The following is a 19,738-nucleotide window of genomic DNA, read 5'->3' on the forward strand; positions in this document are numbered from 1 at the left end:
CCCACACCCCGCCCGGTGCTTGTGCCCGCCGGAACCACCCCACCCCGATGGTTGAGCCCGTCGAAACCACCCCACCCCGGCGGGTCAGCGGTACTTGCCGACCGCGCGCACCACCCCGCGCGGCGCGACGCGCAGCAGCGCCGAGGCGGCCTTGTAGCGCAGCGACGGCGTCGAGAGCACGACGCCGCGGCGCACGTCCGCGAGCGCGTCCGCGACCACCCGGGGCGCGTCGAGCCACGCGATCTCGGGCACGCCCGACATGTCCGCGTGCGCCCGCGCGTGGAACTCGGTGTGCGTGAACCCCGGAGACAGGAGCGTCGCGGTCACGCCCGTGCCGCGCAGCTCGGAGGCCAGACCCTCGGTGAAGGTGCGCACCCAGGCCTTGGCGGCCGCGTAGGTGCCGCTCGCGGTGAGCGCGGCGACCGACCCGACGTTGAGGATCGCGCCGCGCCCGCGGCGGGTCATCTGCCCCGCGGCGGCGCGCGAGAGGACCAGCACGGCCCGCACCATGACGTCGAGCGCGCGCACCTCGACGTCGAGGTCCCCGTCGACGAACCGCTGGCTCGTGCCGAACCCGGCGTTGTTGACCAGCAGGCCCACCGGACGGCGGGTCTCGCCGTCCTCGTCGCCCGTGACGGCCAGCCGCTCGGCGACGCGGGTGACGTCCTCGGCCACGGCGAGGTCGGCGCGGATCACCTCGACGTCCACGCCGGCGGCCGCGCGGATCTGCGCGGCGACGTCGTCGAGACGCTGCCCGTCCCGCGCGACCAGCACGAGGTGGTGACGGGCCGTGGCGAGCTGCCAGGCGAACTCCAGTCCGAGTCCGGCGGTGGCGCCGGTGACGAGCGCGGTTCCCATGGGCCCACCCTAGGTCGCAGGTGGGCGCCTGCGCGCGCGCCTGGCTGGGCGACGTCGCAGGTGACTGCGCGTCGCGCCCAGCGGCTCAGACCCGCTCGCGCTTCGGCTCGGCGTGCGCGCCGGCCACCTCGGCGCTGACGCGCCGCTCGCGGCGGCGCAGCCACAGTCCGGCCAGCACGACGACGACGATGGCCCCGTAGGCGAGGGCCGCGAACGGCCGCGACACCAGGTAGGTCAGGTCGCCCTGGCTGATGGCGAGCGAGCGGCGCAGCCGGTCCTCGGCCATCGGCCCCAGGATCATGCCGACCACCATGGGCGCCACCGGATACCCGAAGCGGCGCATGAACAACCCGAGCACCCCGATGCCCAGCAGCAGCAGCACATCCACGGGCGCGAAGTTCACGGCGTAGGAGCCCAGGGCGCCGAACAGCAGGATGCCCGAGTACAGGTAGTGCCGCGGGATCTGCAGGATGCGCACCCACATGCCCACCAGGGGCAGGTTGAGCACGACGAGCATGACGTTGCCGATATACAGCGAGGCGATGAGCGCCCACACCAGCGCCGACTGGTTGGTCAGCAGCAGCGGGCCCGGCTGGATCCCGTAGGACTGGAACGCGGCGATGATGATGGCGGCGGTCGCCGTCGTCGGCAGGCCGAGGGTCAGCAGCGGGACGAGCACGCCCGCCGCGGCCGCGTTGTTCGCGGCCTCGGGCCCCGCCACGCCCTCGATCGCGCCCTTGCCGAACTGCTTCGCGCGGGGGCCGGCGACGCGCCGCTCGGCGGCGTACGACAGGAAGGTGGCCACGTCGGCGCCGCCCGCGGGGATGGTGCCCACGGGGAACCCGATGGCGGTTCCGCGCAGCCAGGGCCGCCACGAGCGCCGCCAGTCCTCGCGCCGCATCCAGGTGCGCCAGCCCTTCTCGATCGGGATGACGCGCACGGGTCCGTGCCGCAGCCGCGAGGCGATGTGTAGCGCCTCCCCCACCGCGAACAGGCCGACCGCCACGACGACGACGTCGACGCCGTCGGCGAGGTTGGGCACACCGAAGGTGAAGCGCTGCTGGCCGGTGAGCGTGTCTGTGCCGACCAGGCCCAGGAACAGCCCGAGCGCCAACGCCGCGATGCCGCGGGAGACCGACGAGCCCAGCAGCGCCCCCACGGTGATGAACGCGACGACCATCAGAGCCAGGTAGTCGGGCTCGCCGAGCCGCACGGCCCAGCGCGCCACGACCGGGGCGAGGAACGTCAGCGCGACCGTGGCGATCGAGCCCGCCACGAACGACCCGATGGCGGCCGTGGCCAGCGCGGCGGCGCCGCGCCCGGCCAGCGCCATCTTGTGGCCCTCGAGCGCGGTGACGATCGAGGCGGACTCACCCGGCGTGTTGAGCAGGATCGACGTCGTCGACCCGCCGTACATGCCCCCGTAGTAGATGCCGGCGAACACGATGAGCGCCGCCGCCGGGTCGAGCGAGTACGTCAGCGGCAACAGCAGCGCGATGGTCATCGCGGGGCCGATGCCGGGCAGCACACCGACGGCGGTGCCCACGAACACGCCGAACAGCGCGTACAGCAGGTACATGGGGTGCAGCACGGTCGAGAAGCCCTCGATCAGCGCGGAGAGGTCACCCATGGAAGAGACCGACTCCCCTCAGCAACGGTCCGGGAGGCAGGCTCAGGCCGAGCATGCCGCCGAACACCAGTTGGATGGCCAGGGCCAGGGCGACGGCGATCAGCACGGCCTTCCACCACGGCCGGGCGCCGAGCGTCACCGCCGCCCCGGCGAACAGCAGCGACCCCGCCACGGGCCACCCGGCGACGTTGATGACCAGGATGTGCGCGACGAACACGCCCACGAGGATCACCACCGTGCGCCAGTCGGTCCGCACGGCCATGTCGACGTCCTCGCCGCCCTCCTCCTCGCCGAGCCGCCCCCGCAGCGCCTGCGCGGCCACCACGGCGCCGGCGACGAGCATGAGCGCGCCCACAAGGAACGGGAAGGCGCGCGGCCCGAGCGTGTTGGCCGACCCCGGCACCACGATCCGGCGCGCGTCCAGGAGCACGAACCCTCCCGCCAGGGCGATCACCCCCGAGAAGCCGAGCTCGCCCAGGCGCCGGCCGCGCGATCGGCGCCGTTGCGCCGTCGCGACGGACAGGTCCGAGCTCACTTGACGAGCCCGATGTCCTTGAGCACGCCCTGGATCTCGGTGATGTTGCCCGCGAGATAGGTGTCGAACTCGTCGCCCGCGAGGAACGCGTCGGCCCAGCCCTTCTCCTCCAGCGTGCCGCGCCACGACGGCGACTGCGCGAGGCCGGTCACCAGCTCGATGAGCCGGTCACGCTGCGCGTCGTCGACCGACCCGGGCGCCACGACGCCGCGCCAGTTGGTCAGCTCGACGTCGTACCCCGACTCGATCAGGGTCGGGACGTCGGGCAGCAGCGCGTCGCGCTCGGCGCCCGAGACGGCCAGCGCCCGCAGCGCGCCCGCGTTGACCTGCTCCGCGTACTCGCTGATGCCTGAGACGCCCGCGTCGACGTTGTTGCCCAGCAACGCCGCGAGCGACTCGCCGCCGCCCGAGTAGGCGACGTAGTTGAGTGTGTCGCCCACGGCCTCAGGCGTGACGCCGGCGGCCTTGAGGACCAGCGCGGCCAGGATGTGGTCGGTGCCGCCGGCTGAGCCGCCCGTGACCGTCACGGCCTTGCCGCGCGCCACGACGTCGTCGACCAGGTCCCCGATCGTCTCGTAGGGCGAGTCCGCCGGGACGACGATGACCTCTTGCTCCTCGGTGAGCCGGGCGATGGGTGTGGTGTCCTCGATCCGGGCCTGCGCCTGGTTGGTCTCGACGGCGCCGACCATGACCAGGCCCATGACCAGCAGCGTGTTCGGGTCGTTCGACGCGGCGATGTTCGCCAGGCCGACGGTGCCGCCGGCCCCGCCGACGTTGGAGACCGACACGCTCGCGGCGAGGTCCTCGGCCTCCAGCCCCGCCTGCATGGCCCGTCCGGTCTGGTCCCAGCCCCCGCCCGGGTCGGCGGGGACGACGATGCTGAGTTTCGTGATCGCTCCGGCGTCGTCCGACTCCCCCGACGCCCCCTGGTCGCCCGACGACAACGCCGAGCAGCCCGCGAGCGCGACCCCGAGGCCGATGGCAAGCGGCGCGGATACGGCCGCGCGGACGGTCCTGACCTGGCGCATGACTCCTCCTCGAGTCCCGGGCCGGGCGTCGTCGCCACGGCCGTACGGGCACGCTAGGCGGCCCCCGCACGCCGCTCGGGCTTACGGTCGTAAGGGACGTTCTGGTCATTGTGGTGACGGCAAGACTCACCACCCCGCTGTGGTGTGAGCCACACTGGGGCATGGTCCGGGCGACGTCGCTGCGCGTGCAGCTCCTGCTGCTGCAGGTCGCGATCGTGCTCGCGCTCATCTGCACGACCGGCGTCGTCGCCTCCTGGGTCCAGGAGCGCCAGCTGCGCGGCGCCTACCTCGACCGCATGACCGGGGTCGCCCAGTCGGTGGCCCGGCTCCCCTCGGTCGTCGACGCCCTCGACGACGCCGACCCCTCGGCCACGATCCAGCCGATCGCCGAGGTGATCCGTCGCGCGTCGGACGTCACCTACGTCGTGGTCGCCGACACCGACGGCATCCGCCACTCCCATCCCGACCCGACGCGCATCGGCGAGCGCGTCTCGACCGACCCGGCGCCCGCGCTCGCCGGGCAGGTGTGGACCGGCACGCAGACCGGCACCCTGGGGACCTCGTGGCGGGTCAAGGTGCCCATCTACGGCACGGCCGACGACGACGCCGCGTCCGCGCCCGTCGTCGGCGTGGCCAGCGTCGGCATCCTGGAGAGTGAGCTGCGCCGCGACCTGCGGGCGGGACTGGGTCCGCTCTTCGGCGCGCTCGCCGCCTCGGCCGCGGTCGGCGTCGTGGCGGCCGTCTGGGTCACCCAACTCGTGCGGCGGCGCTTCTTCCGGCTGGAGCCCGCGCAGGTCCAAGCCCTGATGCGCGACCTCGACGGCGCGCGCGGGCTGACGGCGGCGCTGCGGGCCCAGGCGCACGAGTTCGCCAACACGCTCCACGTCGTCTCGGGCCTGCTCGACCTGGGCCGCGGTGAGGACGCCATGCGCCTGATCGAGCGCGAGACTCGCGACCAGACCGCCCCGGCCCCGCCGGTGCCTCCCGGGGTGCGGGCGCCCGAGATCGCCGCGGTGCTGCGGGTCAAGGCCCGCATCGCCGCGGCGCACGGCATCGCGCTCGTCGTCGACGAGTCCTCGGACGTGTCGGGGCTGGGCGACGACCCCACCCCGCACGACGCGGACCACTACGCCGACCTGCTGACCGTGCTCGGCAACCTGGTCGAGAACGCCGCCGAGGCGGTCGGTCCGGGCGGGCATGTGTCCGTACGCGTCACCGACACCGCCGTCGTGGTGGACGACGACGGGCCGGGCATCCCGCGCGGCGCGCGCCGCGAGGTGTTCGAGGACGGCGTGAGCACCAAGCCGCCGACGCCCGAGCGGCCCGCGCGCGGCGTCGGGCTCGCCCTCGTGCGCCGCGCCACGGACCGCTGGGGCGGGCGCGTGATCATCACGACGTCGCCGCTGCGCGGGGCCCGGGTGGCGGTCACCCTGCCCTGGCGCCCGCCCCCGGCCCCACCCGCGCAGACGCCCGCGCAGACGCCCGCACCGTCGAGCGCGGCGCGGGCGGCGCGGGCGCGGGCCGCGGACCGGTGACCGCAGCCCCCGGGCGGCGCGAGAGCGCACCGCTGCGCGTGCTCGTGGTCGAGGACGACCCCGCGGTCGCCGACCTGCACCGCCGGTACGTCGACAGCCACCCCCGGTTCGCCGTGGTCGGCGCGGCCGCCACGGGATCCGAGACACTGCGCCTGGCCGCCGCACTGCGCCCCGACGTCGTCCTGCTCGACGTGCACCTGCCCGACGGCGACGGACTCGACGTCCTGACCCGGCTGCGGACACTGCCCGGGCCGCCCGCCGACGTCGTGGCGGCCACGGCGGCGAGCGAGGCCGACGCGGTGCGCCGCGCGATGGCGGGCGGCGTCGCGCACTACCTCGTCAAGCCCTTTACCGCCGCCGCGCTGCGCGAGCGGCTCGACGCCGTCTGGGCGGCGCGCGAGCGGCTGCGGCAGACCGCGCACGACCTGGGACAGGACGAGGTCGACCGCCTGCTCGCCCGCGGGGGCCCACCCGCGGCCGGGCTGCCCAAGGGGATCCAGGCGCGGTCGCTCACCCGCGTCGAGGCGGCGCTGGGCGAGGTCGCGCCCGGGTCCGCGGGGCTCTCGTCATCGCAGGTCGCGGCCGCGGTCGGTATGTCGCGGGTCTCGGCGCGGCGCTACCTGGAGCACCTCGTGGACGCCGGGCGCGCCGAGGTCGAGCCCCGCTACGGCGCGACGGGCCGACCCGAGAACGTGTACCGCACACGGTGACCCGGTCAGCGGGTCGCCCCGGCTCCCGCCACGGTCGGGGTCGCCGCCTGAAGCCGCCGCGTGTACTCGTGCCGCGGGTGCGACCAGACCTCCTCGGTGGGGCCCTGCTCGACGATCTCCCCGGCGCGCATGACGGCGACGCGGTCGCACAGGTGCCGCACCACCGCCAGGTCGTGCGAGACGAGCACCAGCGTCAGGCCGCGCTCGTCGGCGAGCCGCCCCAGCAGGTCGAGCACCTGGGCTCGCACCGACACGTCGAGCGCGCTGACCGGCTCGTCGGCCACCAGCACGCGCGGGCGGCACACCAACGCCCGCGCGATCGAGATGCGCTGGCGCTCGCCGCCCGAGAACTGGTGCGGGTAGCGCTCGCCCGCGTCGTCAGGCAGGCCGACCGCGTCGAGCATCTCGCGCACCAGCTCGCGGCGACCGGCGCGCGTGGCGGCCTGCGGCAGCGAGCGCCGGTTGGCGGGGTTGAGCAGCGGCTCGGCGACGATGTCGGCGACCGACATGCGCGGGTCGAGCGAGCCCATGGGGTCCTGGAGCACGAGTTGCAGGTCGCTGCGCACGCGGGCCACCTCGCGCGCCGAGGCGAGCGCGACCTGCCCGGGCCGGGCGCCCGGTCCCGCCAGCCGCACGCCCGCGACCTCGACCGCGCCCGACGTCGGCGCGGACAGGCCGGCCAGCAGCCGCAGCGTCGTCGTCTTGCCCGAACCCGACTCGCCAACGAGGCCGAACCGCTCGCCCGCGGCGACCTCGAACGAGACGCCGCGCAGCGCGTCGACGGTCTGCGGCGGGCGGCCGCGGCGCCAGGCGGTCAGGCCGTACAGCGCCGACCCGCGCGCGCGCACGTAGGTCTTGGTGACGTCGCGGAACGCGATGACGCCGCCCCCGGTGGTTGAGCCTGCGGTGGTTGAGCCTGTCGAAACCACCACCCCCAGCTGCGGGGTTTCGACAATGGTTTCGACAGGCTCAACCAGCGGGGGGCGGGTTTCGACGGGCTCAACCGGCGGGGTCGGCGGGCGGCGCGGCGGGAGCTGCGACGCCTCCAGCAGGCGGCGCGTGTACTCGTGCCGGGGCGCCGCGAAGACCTGCTCGGTCGTGCCGCCCTCGACGATCCGCCCGTCCTTCATCACCAGCACCCGCTCGCACACGCGCGCGACCACCGCCAGGTCGTGGGTGATGAACAGCAGCCCGGTGCCACGGCGCGCCACCAGTTCGCCCATGAGCTCAAGCACCTGCGCCTGCACGGTGACGTCGAGCGCCGTCGTCGGCTCGTCGGCGACCAGCAGTGCCGGGTCGTTGGCCAGCGCCATGGCGATCATGACGCGCTGGCGCTGCCCTCCCGAGAGCTGGTGCGGGTAGGCGCGCGCAGCCGCCGGTGGGTCGGGCAGGCCGACCTCGCCCAGCAGGTCGACGGCGCGACGACGCGCCGCGGCCGAGCGCGCGCGCCCGGCGCCGCCGTCGTGCAGCGTGACGACCTCGGCGACCTGCGCGCCCACGCGCGCGAGCGGGTCGAGCGCCGTCATCGGCTCCTGGAACACCATCGACATGAGCGAGCCGCGCAGCGGCGCCAGGCGGCGGTCGGAGCGGGCGAGCAGGTCACGCTCGCCCGAGACGTCGACGGCGCCCGTCGCGGTGAGGTTGTCGGGCAACAGGCCCAGCACCGACAGCGCCGTGAGCGACTTGCCGCTGCCCGACTCGCCGATGAGGCCCACGCGCTCGCCCGCGGCGACCGTCAGGCTGACGCCCTCGATGAGCGTGCGGTGGCGGGTGCGCACGGTGAGGTCCGCGACCCGCAGGGCGGGCGGGGGCGTCATCGGGTCCCCTTGAGGCGCGGGTCGAGCACGTCGCGCAGCCCGTCGCCCAGCAGGTTGAAGCCCAGCACCGCGACCGCGATGGCGAGGCCGGGGGCCAGCGCGAGGTTGTCGTGCACGCCCAGGTACTGCTGCGACTCCTGGAGCATGCGCCCCCACGACGGGGTCGGCGGCGCCGTGCCGAGCCCGAGGAACGACAGCGCCGCCTCGGCGAGCACCGCGAGGCCGAAGTTCACCGAGCACTGGACCACGACGATGCCCGCCAGGTTGGGCAGCACGTGCCGCCACGCGATCGCCCACGCCGAGCGGTTCGCGGCACGCGCCGCGAGCACGTAGTCGGTGCGCATGATCTGCAGCGTCCCCGACCGCGCGACGCGCGCGAACGCGGGGATGGCACCGATGCCGAGCGCCACCATCGCCGTCGTCGTCCCCGTGCCGAACGCGGCGCCGAGGATGATCGCGAGCAGCAGGCCGGGGAAGGCGAGCAGCACGTCCGAGGCGCGCATGAGCGCCGCGCCCGGCGCCCCGCCGCGCATGCCCGCCACGATGCCGACGGGCACCCCGATAGCGGCGGCGATGCCCACGGCGACCACGCCGACATAGAGCGTGATGCGCGCGCCCGCCATGAGCTGCGAGACGACGTCGCGGCCGAACCGGTCGGTGCCGAGCCAGTGCGCGGCGCTCGGCCCTTGCAGGCGGGCGGCGGGCACGGCCCGCACGGGGTCGTACGGCGTCCACACCAGCGAGACGACGGCGAGCGAGACGACGGCGAGCACCAGCGCCGCGCCGATGATCAGTTGCGGGTGCACGCCCGGGCGCCGCCGCGGGCCGACGGCGGCGACGGCGTCGGGCAAGGGCACGCCCGCGGGCAGGGCGCTCATCGGGCGCCCCCCTCGGCGCGCAGGCGCGGATCGAGCGCGGTGTAGAGCAGGTCGACCACGAAGTTGACCACCACCACGAGCGCGACCAGCACCACGACGATCGACTGCACCGCCAGCAGGTCGCGCTGCTGCACCGAGTCGACCAGCAGCGAGCCGAGGCCCGGCACCACGAACACGCGCTCGACGACGACGGCGCCCACGAGCATCGCGGCCAGTTGCACGCCCACGACGGTGACGACCGGCACACCCGCGTTGCGCAGGCCGTGGCGCACCAGCGCGCCGGCCCGCGTGTGCCCCGCCGCCCGCGCGGTGCGCAGGAAGTCCTCGCGCATGACCTCGAGCACGGCCGAGCGCACGTAGCGTGTGATGACCGCGGCCTGCACGGTGCCGAGCGCGACCGCGGGCAGGATCGCCCGCCGCAGGAACTCGACGGGATCGACGGCCGGCGGCGTCCAGCCGCCCGCGGGCAGCCACCCGGCGTGCACCGCGACGAGCGAGACCAGCAGCACGCCGACCAGGAAGTTCGGCACCGCGACGCCCACCTGCGACGCCCCCGCGATGACCGTCCCCCACACCGAGCGGTGCGTCACGGCCGCGAGCGTGCCCAGCGGGATCGCGACGACCAGCGCGAGCAGCATGCCCAGGCCCACGAGGATGAGCGTGACCTGCACGCGGTCGGCGATGAGCGTCGTCAGGTCGTTGCCCGTGACGAACGACGTGCCGAAGTCGCCGCGCAGCATCCCGCCGACCCACTCGCCGTACTGCGCGAGCAGCGGACGGTCCGTGCCGTGCTCGGCGCGCCAGCGGGCCAGCGCGTCAGGCGTCGCGTTGACGCCGAGCGCCACCACGGCCGCGTCGCCCGGCAGCACACGCAGCACCACGAACACCAGCGCGCTGGCCAGCGCGAGCGTCGCGAGGAACTGGCCCGCGAGCCAGCCGACCTGTCGCCTCACGAGGACCATCGTGCCGTCGTCGGCGACGATCCCGCCTGGTCAGCGTCGCCCGCCGCGGGTTCCCGGCTCGTGGGCGGCGCCGGGATCGTGGGGCGCGGCGGGGTCAGGAGGCCCACGCGAGGGTGGTCAGGTCCATCGACTCGGTGACCGCGTTCGCCTTGACGCCCGTGAGCCCCTTGTCGGCGACGATGAGGGTCGGCGCCAGGTAGAGCACGACGCCGCCCGCGTCGTCGACGATCTGCCGCGCCACCTGGCGCATGCCGGCGACGTACTCGTCGCCCGTCCCGGCGTCGGCCTGCGCCGCGAGGGGCGCGATGACCGAGTCGTCGTAGCCGAGGTAGTAGTCGCGCTGGAACACCGTCAGAAGGTCGTGGGCCTCGGAGTGCTGGATGACCGACATCTGGAAGTCGTGGCGCGTGAAAACCTTGTCGAGCCAGACGGCGGGGAACTCGTCGGTCGTGATGGTCGCGGTGACCCCGACCTCGGCGAGCTGGGACGCGATGAGCTCGGCCGCCGTCGTCGCGTAGGCGAGGTTGGGCACGTCGAACGTGACGCGCAGACCCTCCTGGCCGGCCTCGGCGAGCAGGGCCCGGGCCTTGTCCGGGTCGTACGGGTACACGCCCGTCAGGTCCTCGTAATACGGGTCGGTCGGGGTGACCATGGCGCCGACCAGCGTGCCGTACCCCGCCGAGGCGGTGTCCATGACGGCCTGGCGGTCGATGGCGTAGGCGAACGCGCGGCGCACGCGCACGTCGTCGAACGGGGCGGCGCGGTTGTTGAACGACAGCAGCACGTCGCCCGTCGAGGTGCCCTCGATGACCTGGAGGCTCGCGTTGCCCGCGAGCTGGCGCACCTGGTCACCCGAGGCGGAGTTGAACAGCATGTCGACGTCGCCCGCGCGCAGCGCGTTGACCGCGGCCGTGGTGTCGGTGAGGTAGCGGACCGTGACCGTGCGCAGGCGCGCGGCCCCACCCCAGTAGTCCTCGCGGCCGGTCAGCGTGATGCGGTCGCCCTGGGTGACCTTCGTGACCTCGTAGGGTCCGGTGCCGACGGCGGTGGTCTTGAGGTCGAAGTCGAGGTCGGCGGGGAAGATCGCGCCCACCGACGTGCCGAGGTCGAACAGCCACGCGTTGGAGGGCTGCTTGAGGGTGACCCGCACGGTCGCGTCGTCAACCTTCTCCGTCGAGGCGACGACGTCCATCTTGCCCTTGATGGCGTTGAGCCAGTCGGCGCCCACCCGGTCGAACGAGGCCACGACGTCGTCGGCCGTGAACGGGCGCCCGTCGGAGAACGTGACGCCCTGGCGCAGATGGAACGTGTACTGCGTGCGGTCGTCGGACACGTCCCAACCGGTGGCCAGCAGCGGCACGAGCGAGCCGTCCTGGTCGACCTTGACGAGCGTCTCGTACACGTTGTTCATCAGGAGCTGCGGGATGGCGGCGCCCGAGGTCGTGGTGAAGTCGAGGTTGACCGGCTCGGCGCCGACGGCGATGGTCACGTCGGTGCGCGCGCCCGGGCTGCCGGTCGGGTGCTGCGCGGTGCTGCCCGCGCTGCAGCCGGCGACCACGGCCAGCGCGACCGCGGTGAGCACGGCGACGACGGCGTGCGGTCGGCGCTGAGGCAGGCGTGGCATGAGGCTCCTTCGGGTGCGGACCCTGGGACTGAGTATCAGGGCCCGGATATCGGATGACGCTAGAGCCCCGCGGGTTGGCGATGCAAGCACACGCCGCTGACCTGCGACGACGTCGGCGCCGTGGCACGGAGCGCTCGACCGCACGGATGGTTCGGCGTCTCAGGATCGGTGCGACTGCGTCTCACGATCTCTGGCGGGGTCAACGGGCGTCATCGACCCTGGGCCACTGGCTACAGTGGCGGCGTGCGCCTCGCCACCTGGAACGTCAACTCCGTCCGCGCCCGCGCCGACCGCGTCGTCGCCTTCCTCGAACGCTCGCAGGTCGACGTGCTCGCGGTCCAGGAGACCAAGTGCCGCGACGACCAGTTCCCGTACCTGGCGTTCGAGGCGGCCGGGTACGAGGTCGCGCACGTCGGGTTCTCGCAGTGGAACGGCGTCGCGGTCATCTCGCGCGTCGGGATCGACGACGTCGCCACGGCGTTCGTCGGCCAGCCCGGGTTCGCCAAGGGCGCCGCGGACGCCGACGCGACGGGCGAGGACGCCCCGGACCCCGTGCACGAGGCGCGCGCGCTCGGCGCGACCTGCGGCGGCGTGCGCGTCTGGTCGCTCTACGTGCCCAACGGGCGGGGGCTGGACGACCCGCACTACGCCTACAAGCTCGCCTGGCTGGAGGCGCTGCGCGCGCAGGCGGCCGGATGGCTCACGGCCGACCCCGCGGCCCAGGTCGCGCTCGTGGGCGACTGGAACGTCGCCCCGCTCGACACCGACGTGTGGGACATGGAGCCGTTCACCGGGGCCACACACGTCTCGGCGCCCGAGCGGGCCGCGTTCGCCGCGTTCGCCGACGCCGGGTACCGCGAGGTCTCCCGCGAGCACCTGCCGGCCGAGCACACCTACACCTACTGGGACTACAAGCAGCTCGCGTTCCCCAAGAACAAGGGCATGCGCATCGACTTCGCCTGGGCCTCCCCCGCCCTGGCCGACCGGGTGACCACGGTGCGCATCGACCGCGACGAGCGCAAAGGCAAGGGCGCCAGCGACCACGTCCCCGTCATCCTCGACCTCGCCTGAGCCCCGCTACCCGCCTCGCAGCGGCAGTTTGTCGTCGGCTCGTGCGCTCGAGCGCACGAGCCGACGACAAACTGCCGAACGGAGGGCGGGGATTCGTGATGGGGTGCCGGTATGAGAGCAGCACGGTTGCATGGCGTCGGGGATCTGCGGGTGGCACAGGAGGCGGAGCCCTCACCCGGAGACGGTGAGGTGCTGGTGCGTGTGGGCGCCGTCGGGCTGTGCGGCTCCGACCTGCACTGGTTCGCCGACGGCGGCATCGGCGACGCGACACTGTCACGCCCTCTCGTGCTGGGGCACGAGTTCGGCGGCGTCATCGCCTCCGGCCCGCGCGCCGGCGAGCGCGTCGCCGTCGACCCGGCCGTGCCGTGCGGGGCGTGCGAGCTGTGCGCCGACGGCCACGGCAACCTGTGCCCGCAGGTGAGGTTCGCGGGGCACGGCGTCACCGACGGCGCGCTGCGCGAGGTCCTCGCCTGGCCCGAGCACCGGGCGCACCCCGTCCCGGACACGCTCGACGACGCCGACGTCGCCATGCTGGAGCCGCTCGGCGTCGCGATCCACGCCGTCGACCTGTCCCACCCGCGCGTCGGCGGCACGGTCGCCGTCGTGGGCTGCGGGCCCATCGGGCTGTGCGCGCTGCAGGTGGCGCGCGCCGCCGGGGCGACCCACGCCGTCGCCGTCGAGCCCCTCGCCCACCGCCGCGAGGTCGCCGCGCGCTGGGCCGACGTCGTGCTCGACCCGGCCGCCGACGGGTTCGACGCCGCGCTGCGCGAGGCCGTGGGCCCGCTGGGCGCGCACACCGTCATCGAGTGCGCGGGCAACGACGACGCCGTCGCGATCAGCGTCGAGGCGGCCCGGCCGGGCGCGACCGTGGTGCTCGCGGGCATCCCCGACGACGACCACACCGCGTTCCCGGCGGCTAACGCCCGCCGCAAGGGCCTGACGTTCCGCATGGCGCGGCGCATGAAGGAGGTCTACCCGCGCGCGATCGACCTGGTCACGAGCGGGCGCGTCGACGTGCGCTCGCTCGTCTCGCACCGCTTCGCGCTCGACGACGCGCCGCGCGCCTTCGAGGTCGCCGTGGCCCGCGAGGGCCTCAAGGTCGTGGTGACCCCCGGTGGTTGAGCCCGTCGAAACCACCCACCCAGTGCCCGACCCCGTCGAAACCACGTCGCCCCCGTGGGTCATCGCGGTCGACTGCTCCACGACCGCGGCCAAGGCCGTCGTCGTCGACGCCGCCGGGGCCGTGGTCGCCTCCGCCGCATCCCCGCTGACCACGTCGACGCCCGCCCCGGGCTTCCACGAGCAGGACGCGACCGCGTGGTTCGAGGCGACCGCCGCCGCGGTGCGCTCCGCGGTCGGCGCCCTGGGCGACGCCGACCGCGCGCGCATCGGCGCCATGGCGGTCACCCACCAGCGCGAGTCGTTCGTGTTGCTCGACGACGACGGCGCCCCGCTGCGGCCCGCGATCCTGTGGGTCGACTCGCGGGCCGCCGAGCAGATCGCCCGGATCGGGTCGCGTCCGCTGCCCGACGGCCGCTCGGTGCACGAGGTCTCGGGCAAGCCGCCCGACACCACCCCCGCGATCTACAAGCTCGCCTGGCTCGCCGAGCATGAGCCCGGCGTCGTCGCGCGCGCCGCCCACCTCGCCGACGTGCAGGCCTACCTGGCGCTGCGCCTGGCGGGGCGGCTGGCCACGAGCCACGCGTCGGCCGACACGCTCGGCCTGTTCGACCTCGCCCACCTCACCTGGTCCCCCGCCCTGCTGTCCGCGGCCGGTCTGCGCGCGGACGAGCGTCCCGCAATGTCGGCCAACGCGGCGGTTTCAACGACTTTGCGGGACGCTCGTCCGCGCGCCGGACTCGGGCTGCCCGAGTTGGTGGCCGCGGGGGAGGTCATCGCGGACCTGCGGCCCGACGTCGCCGCGGCCCTCGGACTGCCCCGGCCCGTGCCGCTGGTCGCGGGGATCGGGGACGGCCAGTCGGCCGGGATCGCCCTCGGCGTCGCCGAGCCGGGCGTCGCGTACCTCAACCTGGGCACCTCGATGGTGTGCGGCGTCGAGGTCGCCGAGTACCGCACCAGCCCGGCGTACCGGACGCTCGCCGGCACGCGACCGGGCACGTTCGTCCTGGAGACGGTGCTCAACGCGGCCGCGTACGTGGCCGACTGGGTCACCACCTTCGCCGGCCTCGACCACCAGACGCTCACGGCCCGTGCGACGGCGATCGCCCCCGGCGCCGAGGGCCTGCTGGTCCTGCCCTACTGGAACGCCGCGCAGACGCCGCACTGGGACCCGCTCGCGCGCGGCGCCGTCGTCGGCTGGCACGGGCGGCACACCACCGCGCACCTGTACCGGGCGGTGCTGGAGGGCGTCGCGTTCGAGCTGCGGCTCCAGCTCGACCTGCTGGAGCGGGACACGGGCGCGCGCGTGGGTGAGCTGCGGGCGGTCGGCGGTGGGGCGCGCTCGCCGCTGTGGGCGCAGGTCGTCGCCGACGTCACGGGCCGCACGGTGCGCGTGTGCGCGGACGGCGAGGTGAGCGCCGCGGGGGCGGCGATCCAGGCGCAGGCCCGGTTGAGGACCGGCGCAGTGACGGGCGCCAGCCGCTTCGTCACCGAGGGCCGCGACGTCACGCCCGACGCCGACGCCCGGGCCGCCTACGATCCCCTCTTCGCGGCCTACCGCACCCTCTACCCCGCCCTGCGCGCCACCTTCGCCCTCGCCGCGCCGACCGCCCCCTCCGCATAGGGACGCGGAAGGGGCGGTCGGCGGCGGTCAGGACCCGGGAGTGGTCAGCGTCAGGCCGCCGGTGTCGATCTCGTCGGGGCGGTCGACGCGCACCGTCGAGCCGTCGTGGACCTCGCCCGCGAGCAGCATGCGGGCCAGGCGGTCGCCGATCTCGCGCTGCACCAGGCGGCGCAGCGGGCGCGCGCCGTACGCCGGGTCGAAGCCCTCCAACGCCAGCCACTCGCGAGCCGCGGGGGTCACGTCGAGCTGGATGCGCCGGTCCGCGAGCCGCGCCGCGAACGCCCGCACCTGCAGGTCCACGATCTGCCCGAGCTCGTCGAGCGACAGCGCGTCGAACACCACGACGTCGTCGAGCCGGTTGAGGAACTCGGGCTTGAACGACGCCCGGACGGTGGTCATCACGGCCTCGCGCTTGGCGTCGTCGGACAGGGTCGGGTCCACGAGGAACTGCGAGCCGAGGTTCGAGGTCAGCACCAGGATGACGTTGCGGAAGTCGACGGTGCGGCCCTGGCCGTCGGTCAGGCGTCCGTCGTCGAGCACCTGCAGCAGGATGTCGAAGACCTCGGGGTGGGCCTTCTCGACCTCGTCGAGCAGCACCACCGAGTACGGCCGGCGCCGCACGGCCTCGGTGAGCTGGCCGCCCTCCTCGTAGCCGACGTACCCGGGGGGCGCCCCGACCAATCGTGCGACCGAGTGCTTCTCGCCGTACTCGGACATGTCGATGCGCACCATGGCGCGCTCGTCGTCGAACAGGAAGTCCGCGAGCGCCTTGGCGAGCTCGGTCTTGCCGACGCCCGTGGGCCCGAGGAACAGGAACGACCCGGTGGGGCGGTCGGGGTCGGCGACGCCGGCGCGCGAGCGCCGCACCGCGTCGGAGACGGCGGCGACGGCGGCCTTCTGCCCGATGAGGCGTGCGCCGATGACGGTCTCCATCGACAGCAGCTTCTCGGTCTCGCCCTGCAGCAGCCGCCCGGCGGGGATGCCGGTCCAGGCGGCCACGACCTCGGCGATCTCGTCGGCGCCAACCTTGTCGGCGATCATGGGCGCCTGCTCGGCGACGCCCTCGGTGGCGCCCTCTCGCGCCTCGGCGTCGGCGAGCTCCTTCTCGACGGCGGGGATCTCGCCGTACTGGATGCGCGCGGCGCCCTCCAGGTCGCCGTCGCGCAGCTTGCGCTCGGCGTCGACGCGCAGCTCGTCGAGGTGCGCGCGCAGGTCGCCGACGCGGTTGTGGCCGGCCTTCTCGGCCTCCCACCGGGCGGTCAGCGCGGCGAGGGCCTCGCGCTTGTCGGCGAGCTCGGCGCGCAAGCGCTCGAGCCGCTCGACGGAGGCGGCGTCGCGCTCGGCCACGCCGCGGACGCCCGCGGCGGAGCGCGGCGACTCGTGGGCTGAGTCGGCCGACTCCGACAGCACGACCTCCTCCATCTCCAGGCGGGTGACGGCGCGCTGCAGCTCGTCGATCTCGATGGGCGAGGAGTCGAGCTCCATGCGCAGCCGCGAGGCGGCCTCGTCGACCAGGTCGATCGCCTTGTCGGGGAGCTGGCGCCCGGAGATGTACCGGTCGCTGAGGGTCGCGGCGGCCACGAGCGCCGAGTCGGCGATGGTGACCTTGTGGTGCGCCTCGTAGCGCTCCTTGAGCCCGCGCAGGATCGCGACAGTGTCTTCGACCGACGGCTCGCCCACGAAGACCTGCTGGAAGCGCCGCTCGAGCGCCGGGTCCTTCTCGATGTGCTCGCGGTACTCGTCGAGCGTGGTCGCGCCGACCATGCGCAGCTCGCCGCGGGCCAGCATGGGCTTGAGCATGTTGCCCGCGTCCATGGCGCCCTCGCCGCCCGCGCCCGCGCCGACGACGGTGTGCAGCTCGTCGATGAAGGTCACGACCTCGCCGTCGGACGACTGGATCTCCTCGAGCACGGCCTTGAGCCGCTCCTCGAACTCGCCGCGGTACTTGGCGCCGGCGACCATGCTCGCCAGGTCGAGGGAGACCAGGCGCTTGCCGCGCAGCGAGTCGGGCACGTCGCCCGCGACGATGCGCTGCGCCAGGCCCTCGACCACCGCCGTCTTGCCGACGCCGGGCTCGCCGATGAGCACGGGGTTGTTCTTGGTGCGCCGCGACAGCACCTGGATGACGCGGCGGATCTCGGCGTCACGCCCGATGACGGGGTCGAGCTTGCCGTCGCGCGCGCGCTGCGTCAGGTCGGTCCCGTACTGCTCGAGCGCCTTGTAGGTGCCCTCCGGGTTGGGGCTGGTCACGCGCGCGGATCCGCGCACGACGGGCAGCGCGCCGCGCAGCGCGTCGGGCGTGGCTCCGGCGGCGGTGAGCGCCTGGGCGGCCGGCGACTGCCCGGCCGCGATGGCGATGAGCAGGTGCTCGGTGGACACGTACTCGTCGCCGAGGCCCTGGGCCTCCTTCTGCGCGTTCTCCAGCACGACGGCGGTGGCGCGGCTCGCGCTCGGCTGCGCCGTCGTCGTGCCGCTGGCCTGCGGGAGCGCGACAAGCGCGGCGCGCACGGCGCGGCCGATCTCCTGAGCGTTCGCGCCGACGGCGTCGAGCAGGCCGACCGCGACGCCGCCTTGCTGGGCGAGCAGTGCGGCGAGCAGGTGGACGGGTTCGAGTTGGGGGTTGCCCGCCGCGGACGCCGACTGGACGGCGTCACCGAGGGCCTGCTGGGACATGGTCGTGAACTTGGTGTCCATAGGTGCTCCGTACTGGGTGACAAGGTGCCTGACGAGGGAACCGGCCCAAAGTTGAGTCTATTCCACTCAACTTCTGGGGCAAGCCCTCCAGGCGCTCGACGGCGCCGTCACTCCTGCGGCACGAAGTGCTCCGAGAGCTCGAACGTCCCCGACGTCTCGACGATCACGGCGCGCATCGCCGTCGTCGCCCAGGTCTGGTGGACCTCGCCGACCTCCCAGACGATGAGCGTCCCGGGCCCGACCGACCGCCGCGGGCCGTCGGCCACCGCGACGTGGCCGCTTCCCTCGACCACGGCGAACGCCTGCGCGAGCGGGGCGGCGTGCGCGCCGATCGTGCCACCGGCGTCGATCCGCGCGAACGTCACACGCGTCGAACCGTCGGTGACGGCGGGCAGGAAGTCCATCGCGACGCCCGCGCTCTCGAACCGGAGCAAGGGCGCTGCGGGCAGCGTGAGGATCCTCATCGCCCCACGCTAGGCGCACCGTCGCGCACTGGTGCGCGCGACGGTGGGCCGCGTTCGGTCAGGGCCGAGCGCGCCACCGCCAGGCCACATCGCGCGCCGCCGTCGGGCAGCATGGGGCCATGCACAGCCGCAGCGACGACACCGGTGTCGAGGGCCCCGAGGCCACCGGCGACGACACCTCCCCCGCGTGGCGCCCCGACCTCCTGGGCGACGGCTTCGAGCGGCGCACGCTCCACCTGCCCGACGGGGCGCAGGTCACCTTGGTGCGCCTGACCCCCTCGCTCACCGACGACGACGGGGCCGCCCGCCGCGTCGCGGTGCTGTACGTGCACGGCTTCGTCGACTACTTCTTCCACCCCCACCTGGCGCGGGCCCTCGCCGACCCGGGCGCACTGGCGGGAGGCGACCCGGCTGGCGTGCGCGGCTACGCGTTCTACGCCGTCGACCTGCGCGGGCATGGGCGCTCGCTCGCCGCGCACACCGCGGCGGGCGGCGACCCGAACCTCGTCGCCGACATCGCGCTGCACGCCCGCGACCTTGACGCCGCCGCCGCGGCGATCCGGGCCGCAGGCCACGAGAGGCTCGTCGTGCTGGGCCACTCGACGGGTGGCCTGATCGCGACGCTGTGGGCGGCCGCGCGGCCGGGCCGCGCCGACGCGCTGGTGCTCAACAGCCCGTGGTTCGACCTCAACGAGCCGTGGCTGCTGCGCGGGCCCGGGACGCGCGTGATCGACGCCGTCGCCCGCGTCGCGCCGCGGCTGCCCGTCGGTGGGCTGGCCGAGCACTACGGGCGCGCGCTGCACGTGGTGACCGGCGGCGAGTGGGACTACGACCTCGCGTGGAAGCCGCACGCCGGGTTCCCGGTGCGGGCCGGGTGGTTCCGCTCGGTGCGCGCGGCGCAGGGGCGCGTGCGGCGCGGAGTCGATGTCGGCGTGCCCACGCTGGTGCTGGCCTCGGCCCGCTCGGGACCGAGCCGGCGCGCGCACGACGCGCTGTTGACCACGGACTCGGTGCTCGACGTCGGGCACATCCGCCGCGCCGCCCAGCGCATCGGGTCGGACGTGCTGTTCGTGCCGGTCGAGGGCGGCGCGCACGACCTGGCGCTGTCGCCGCGCGCCGGGCGCGAGGAGTATCTGCGCGCGGTCACCGCGTGGCTCGCGGCGCGGGCGCCCGCCTGACGGGCTGGGCC

Annotated in this window: 16 protein-coding genes; 6 read left to right on the forward strand and 10 right to left on the reverse strand. The window is 74.6% G+C overall.

Annotation, left to right across the window (positions count from 1 at the left end):
* Positions 1-84: 84 nt before the first annotated feature.
* From EV386_RS13505 to EV386_RS13520, 4 genes are all read right to left on the reverse strand, one after another.
* Positions 85-858: an SDR family NAD(P)-dependent oxidoreductase gene (locus tag EV386_RS13505; RefSeq protein WP_130415789.1), complete on the reverse strand. Its 774-nt coding sequence runs from the start codon at positions 856-858 to the stop codon at positions 85-87.
* 85 nt (positions 859-943) lie between these two features.
* Entirely contained in the window at positions 944-2,488 is a 1,545-nt protein-coding gene (locus EV386_RS13510) for a tripartite tricarboxylate transporter permease (protein WP_130415791.1), read from the reverse strand.
* The gene (locus EV386_RS13515; protein WP_130415793.1) at positions 2,481-3,023 is read right to left on the reverse strand and encodes a tripartite tricarboxylate transporter TctB family protein; all 543 of its coding nucleotides are present in this window, start codon (positions 3,021-3,023) and stop codon (positions 2,481-2,483) included. The genes EV386_RS13510 and EV386_RS13515 overlap by 8 nt, the downstream gene beginning before the upstream one ends.
* Complete coding sequence (locus tag EV386_RS13520) at positions 3,020-4,051, reverse strand: Bug family tripartite tricarboxylate transporter substrate binding protein (RefSeq protein WP_130415795.1); 1,032 nt, start codon at positions 4,049-4,051, stop codon at positions 3,020-3,022. Before EV386_RS13520 ends, EV386_RS13515 begins: the two co-directional genes overlap by 4 nt.
* A gap of 113 nt (positions 4,052-4,164) precedes the next feature.
* Between EV386_RS13520 and EV386_RS13525 the strand changes: the two genes are divergently transcribed.
* Positions 4,165-5,586, forward strand: coding sequence for a sensor histidine kinase (locus EV386_RS13525; protein ID WP_242607966.1), 1,422 nt, complete (start codon positions 4,165-4,167; stop codon positions 5,584-5,586).
* The gene (locus tag EV386_RS13530; RefSeq protein WP_165399941.1) at positions 5,583-6,296 is read left to right on the forward strand and encodes a response regulator; all 714 of its coding nucleotides are present in this window, start codon (positions 5,583-5,585) and stop codon (positions 6,294-6,296) included. The genes EV386_RS13525 and EV386_RS13530 overlap by 4 nt, the downstream gene beginning before the upstream one ends.
* Before the next feature lie 5 nt (positions 6,297-6,301).
* Here EV386_RS13530 and EV386_RS13535 read toward each other — a convergent pair whose 3' ends face one another.
* From EV386_RS13535 to EV386_RS13550, 4 genes are all read right to left on the reverse strand, one after another.
* Positions 6,302-8,113, reverse strand: coding sequence for a dipeptide ABC transporter ATP-binding protein (locus EV386_RS13535; protein WP_130415799.1), 1,812 nt, complete (start codon positions 8,111-8,113; stop codon positions 6,302-6,304).
* Positions 8,110-8,991 (reverse strand): ABC transporter permease, encoded by an 882-nt coding sequence (locus EV386_RS13540; RefSeq protein ID WP_130415801.1) that lies wholly within the window; start codon positions 8,989-8,991, stop codon positions 8,110-8,112. The genes EV386_RS13535 and EV386_RS13540 overlap by 4 nt, the downstream gene beginning before the upstream one ends.
* Positions 8,988-9,953: an ABC transporter permease gene (locus tag EV386_RS13545; RefSeq protein WP_130415803.1), complete on the reverse strand. Its 966-nt coding sequence runs from the start codon at positions 9,951-9,953 to the stop codon at positions 8,988-8,990. The genes EV386_RS13540 and EV386_RS13545 overlap by 4 nt, the downstream gene beginning before the upstream one ends.
* Before the next feature lie 94 nt (positions 9,954-10,047).
* Entirely contained in the window at positions 10,048-11,577 is a 1,530-nt protein-coding gene (locus EV386_RS13550; protein ID WP_165399942.1) for an ABC transporter substrate-binding protein, read from the reverse strand.
* A 243-nt stretch (positions 11,578-11,820) separates the two neighbouring features.
* Between EV386_RS13550 and EV386_RS13555 the strand changes: the two genes are divergently transcribed.
* The 3 genes from EV386_RS13555 (at position 11,821) to EV386_RS13565 (ending at position 15,391) form a co-directional block, all read left to right on the forward strand.
* On the forward strand, positions 11,821-12,648 hold the full coding sequence (locus EV386_RS13555) for an exodeoxyribonuclease III (protein ID WP_130415805.1): 828 nt from the start codon (positions 11,821-11,823) through the stop codon (positions 12,646-12,648).
* A gap of 150 nt (positions 12,649-12,798) precedes the next feature.
* The gene (locus EV386_RS13560) at positions 12,799-13,770 is read left to right on the forward strand and encodes a zinc-dependent alcohol dehydrogenase (RefSeq protein ID WP_242607967.1); all 972 of its coding nucleotides are present in this window, start codon (positions 12,799-12,801) and stop codon (positions 13,768-13,770) included.
* Positions 13,763-15,391: a xylulokinase gene (locus EV386_RS13565; protein WP_130415809.1), complete on the forward strand. Its 1,629-nt coding sequence runs from the start codon at positions 13,763-13,765 to the stop codon at positions 15,389-15,391. Before EV386_RS13560 ends, EV386_RS13565 begins: the two co-directional genes overlap by 8 nt.
* A 27-nt stretch (positions 15,392-15,418) precedes the next feature.
* Here the strand turns inward: EV386_RS13565 and clpB are convergent, their stop codons facing one another.
* Together clpB and EV386_RS13575 are read right to left on the reverse strand one after the other, a co-directional pair.
* Positions 15,419-18,085, reverse strand: coding sequence for an ATP-dependent chaperone ClpB (clpB, locus tag EV386_RS13570; RefSeq protein WP_130415811.1), 2,667 nt, complete (start codon positions 18,083-18,085; stop codon positions 15,419-15,421).
* A 107-nt stretch (positions 18,086-18,192) separates the two neighbouring features.
* Entirely contained in the window at positions 18,193-18,549 is a 357-nt protein-coding gene (locus EV386_RS13575; RefSeq protein WP_130415812.1) for a cupin domain-containing protein, read from the reverse strand.
* Between the two features lie 119 nt (positions 18,550-18,668).
* On the opposite strand from EV386_RS13575, the gene EV386_RS13580 reads away from it, so the two are divergent.
* The gene (locus tag EV386_RS13580; protein WP_130415814.1) at positions 18,669-19,727 is read left to right on the forward strand and encodes an alpha/beta hydrolase; all 1,059 of its coding nucleotides are present in this window, start codon (positions 18,669-18,671) and stop codon (positions 19,725-19,727) included.
* Positions 19,728-19,738 lie beyond the last annotated feature (11 nt).

Source organism: Xylanimonas ulmi (assembly GCF_004216535.1).
Classification (GTDB): Bacteria; Actinomycetota; Actinomycetes; order Actinomycetales; family Cellulomonadaceae; genus Xylanimonas; species Xylanimonas ulmi.

Excerpts from the sequence above, each read along its gene's own strand:
- EV386_RS13505 (WP_130415789.1), bottom strand. The coding sequence starts at position 858 with ATGGGAACCGCGCTCGTCACCGGCGCCACCGCCGGACTCGGACTGGAG.
- EV386_RS13510 (WP_130415791.1), bottom strand. The coding sequence starts at position 2,488 with ATGGGTGACCTCTCCGCGCTGATCGAGGGCTTCTCGACCGTGCTGCAC.
- EV386_RS13520 (WP_130415795.1), bottom strand. The coding sequence starts at position 4,051 with ATGCGCCAGGTCAGGACCGTCCGCGCGGCCGTATCCGCGCCGCTTGCC.
- EV386_RS13535 (WP_130415799.1), bottom strand. The coding sequence starts at position 8,113 with ATGACGCCCCCGCCCGCCCTGCGGGTCGCGGACCTCACCGTGCGCACC.
- EV386_RS13540 (WP_130415801.1), bottom strand. The coding sequence starts at position 8,991 with ATGAGCGCCCTGCCCGCGGGCGTGCCCTTGCCCGACGCCGTCGCCGCC.
- EV386_RS13545 (WP_130415803.1), bottom strand. The coding sequence starts at position 9,953 with ATGGTCCTCGTGAGGCGACAGGTCGGCTGGCTCGCGGGCCAGTTCCTC.
- EV386_RS13550 (WP_165399942.1), bottom strand. The coding sequence starts at position 11,577 with ATGCCACGCCTGCCTCAGCGCCGACCGCACGCCGTCGTCGCCGTGCTC.
- clpB (WP_130415811.1), bottom strand. The coding sequence starts at position 18,085 with ATGGACACCAAGTTCACGACCATGTCCCAGCAGGCCCTCGGTGACGCC.
- EV386_RS13575 (WP_130415812.1), bottom strand. The coding sequence starts at position 18,549 with ATGAGGATCCTCACGCTGCCCGCAGCGCCCTTGCTCCGGTTCGAGAGC.
- EV386_RS13580 (WP_130415814.1), top strand. The coding sequence starts at position 18,669 with ATGCACAGCCGCAGCGACGACACCGGTGTCGAGGGCCCCGAGGCCACC.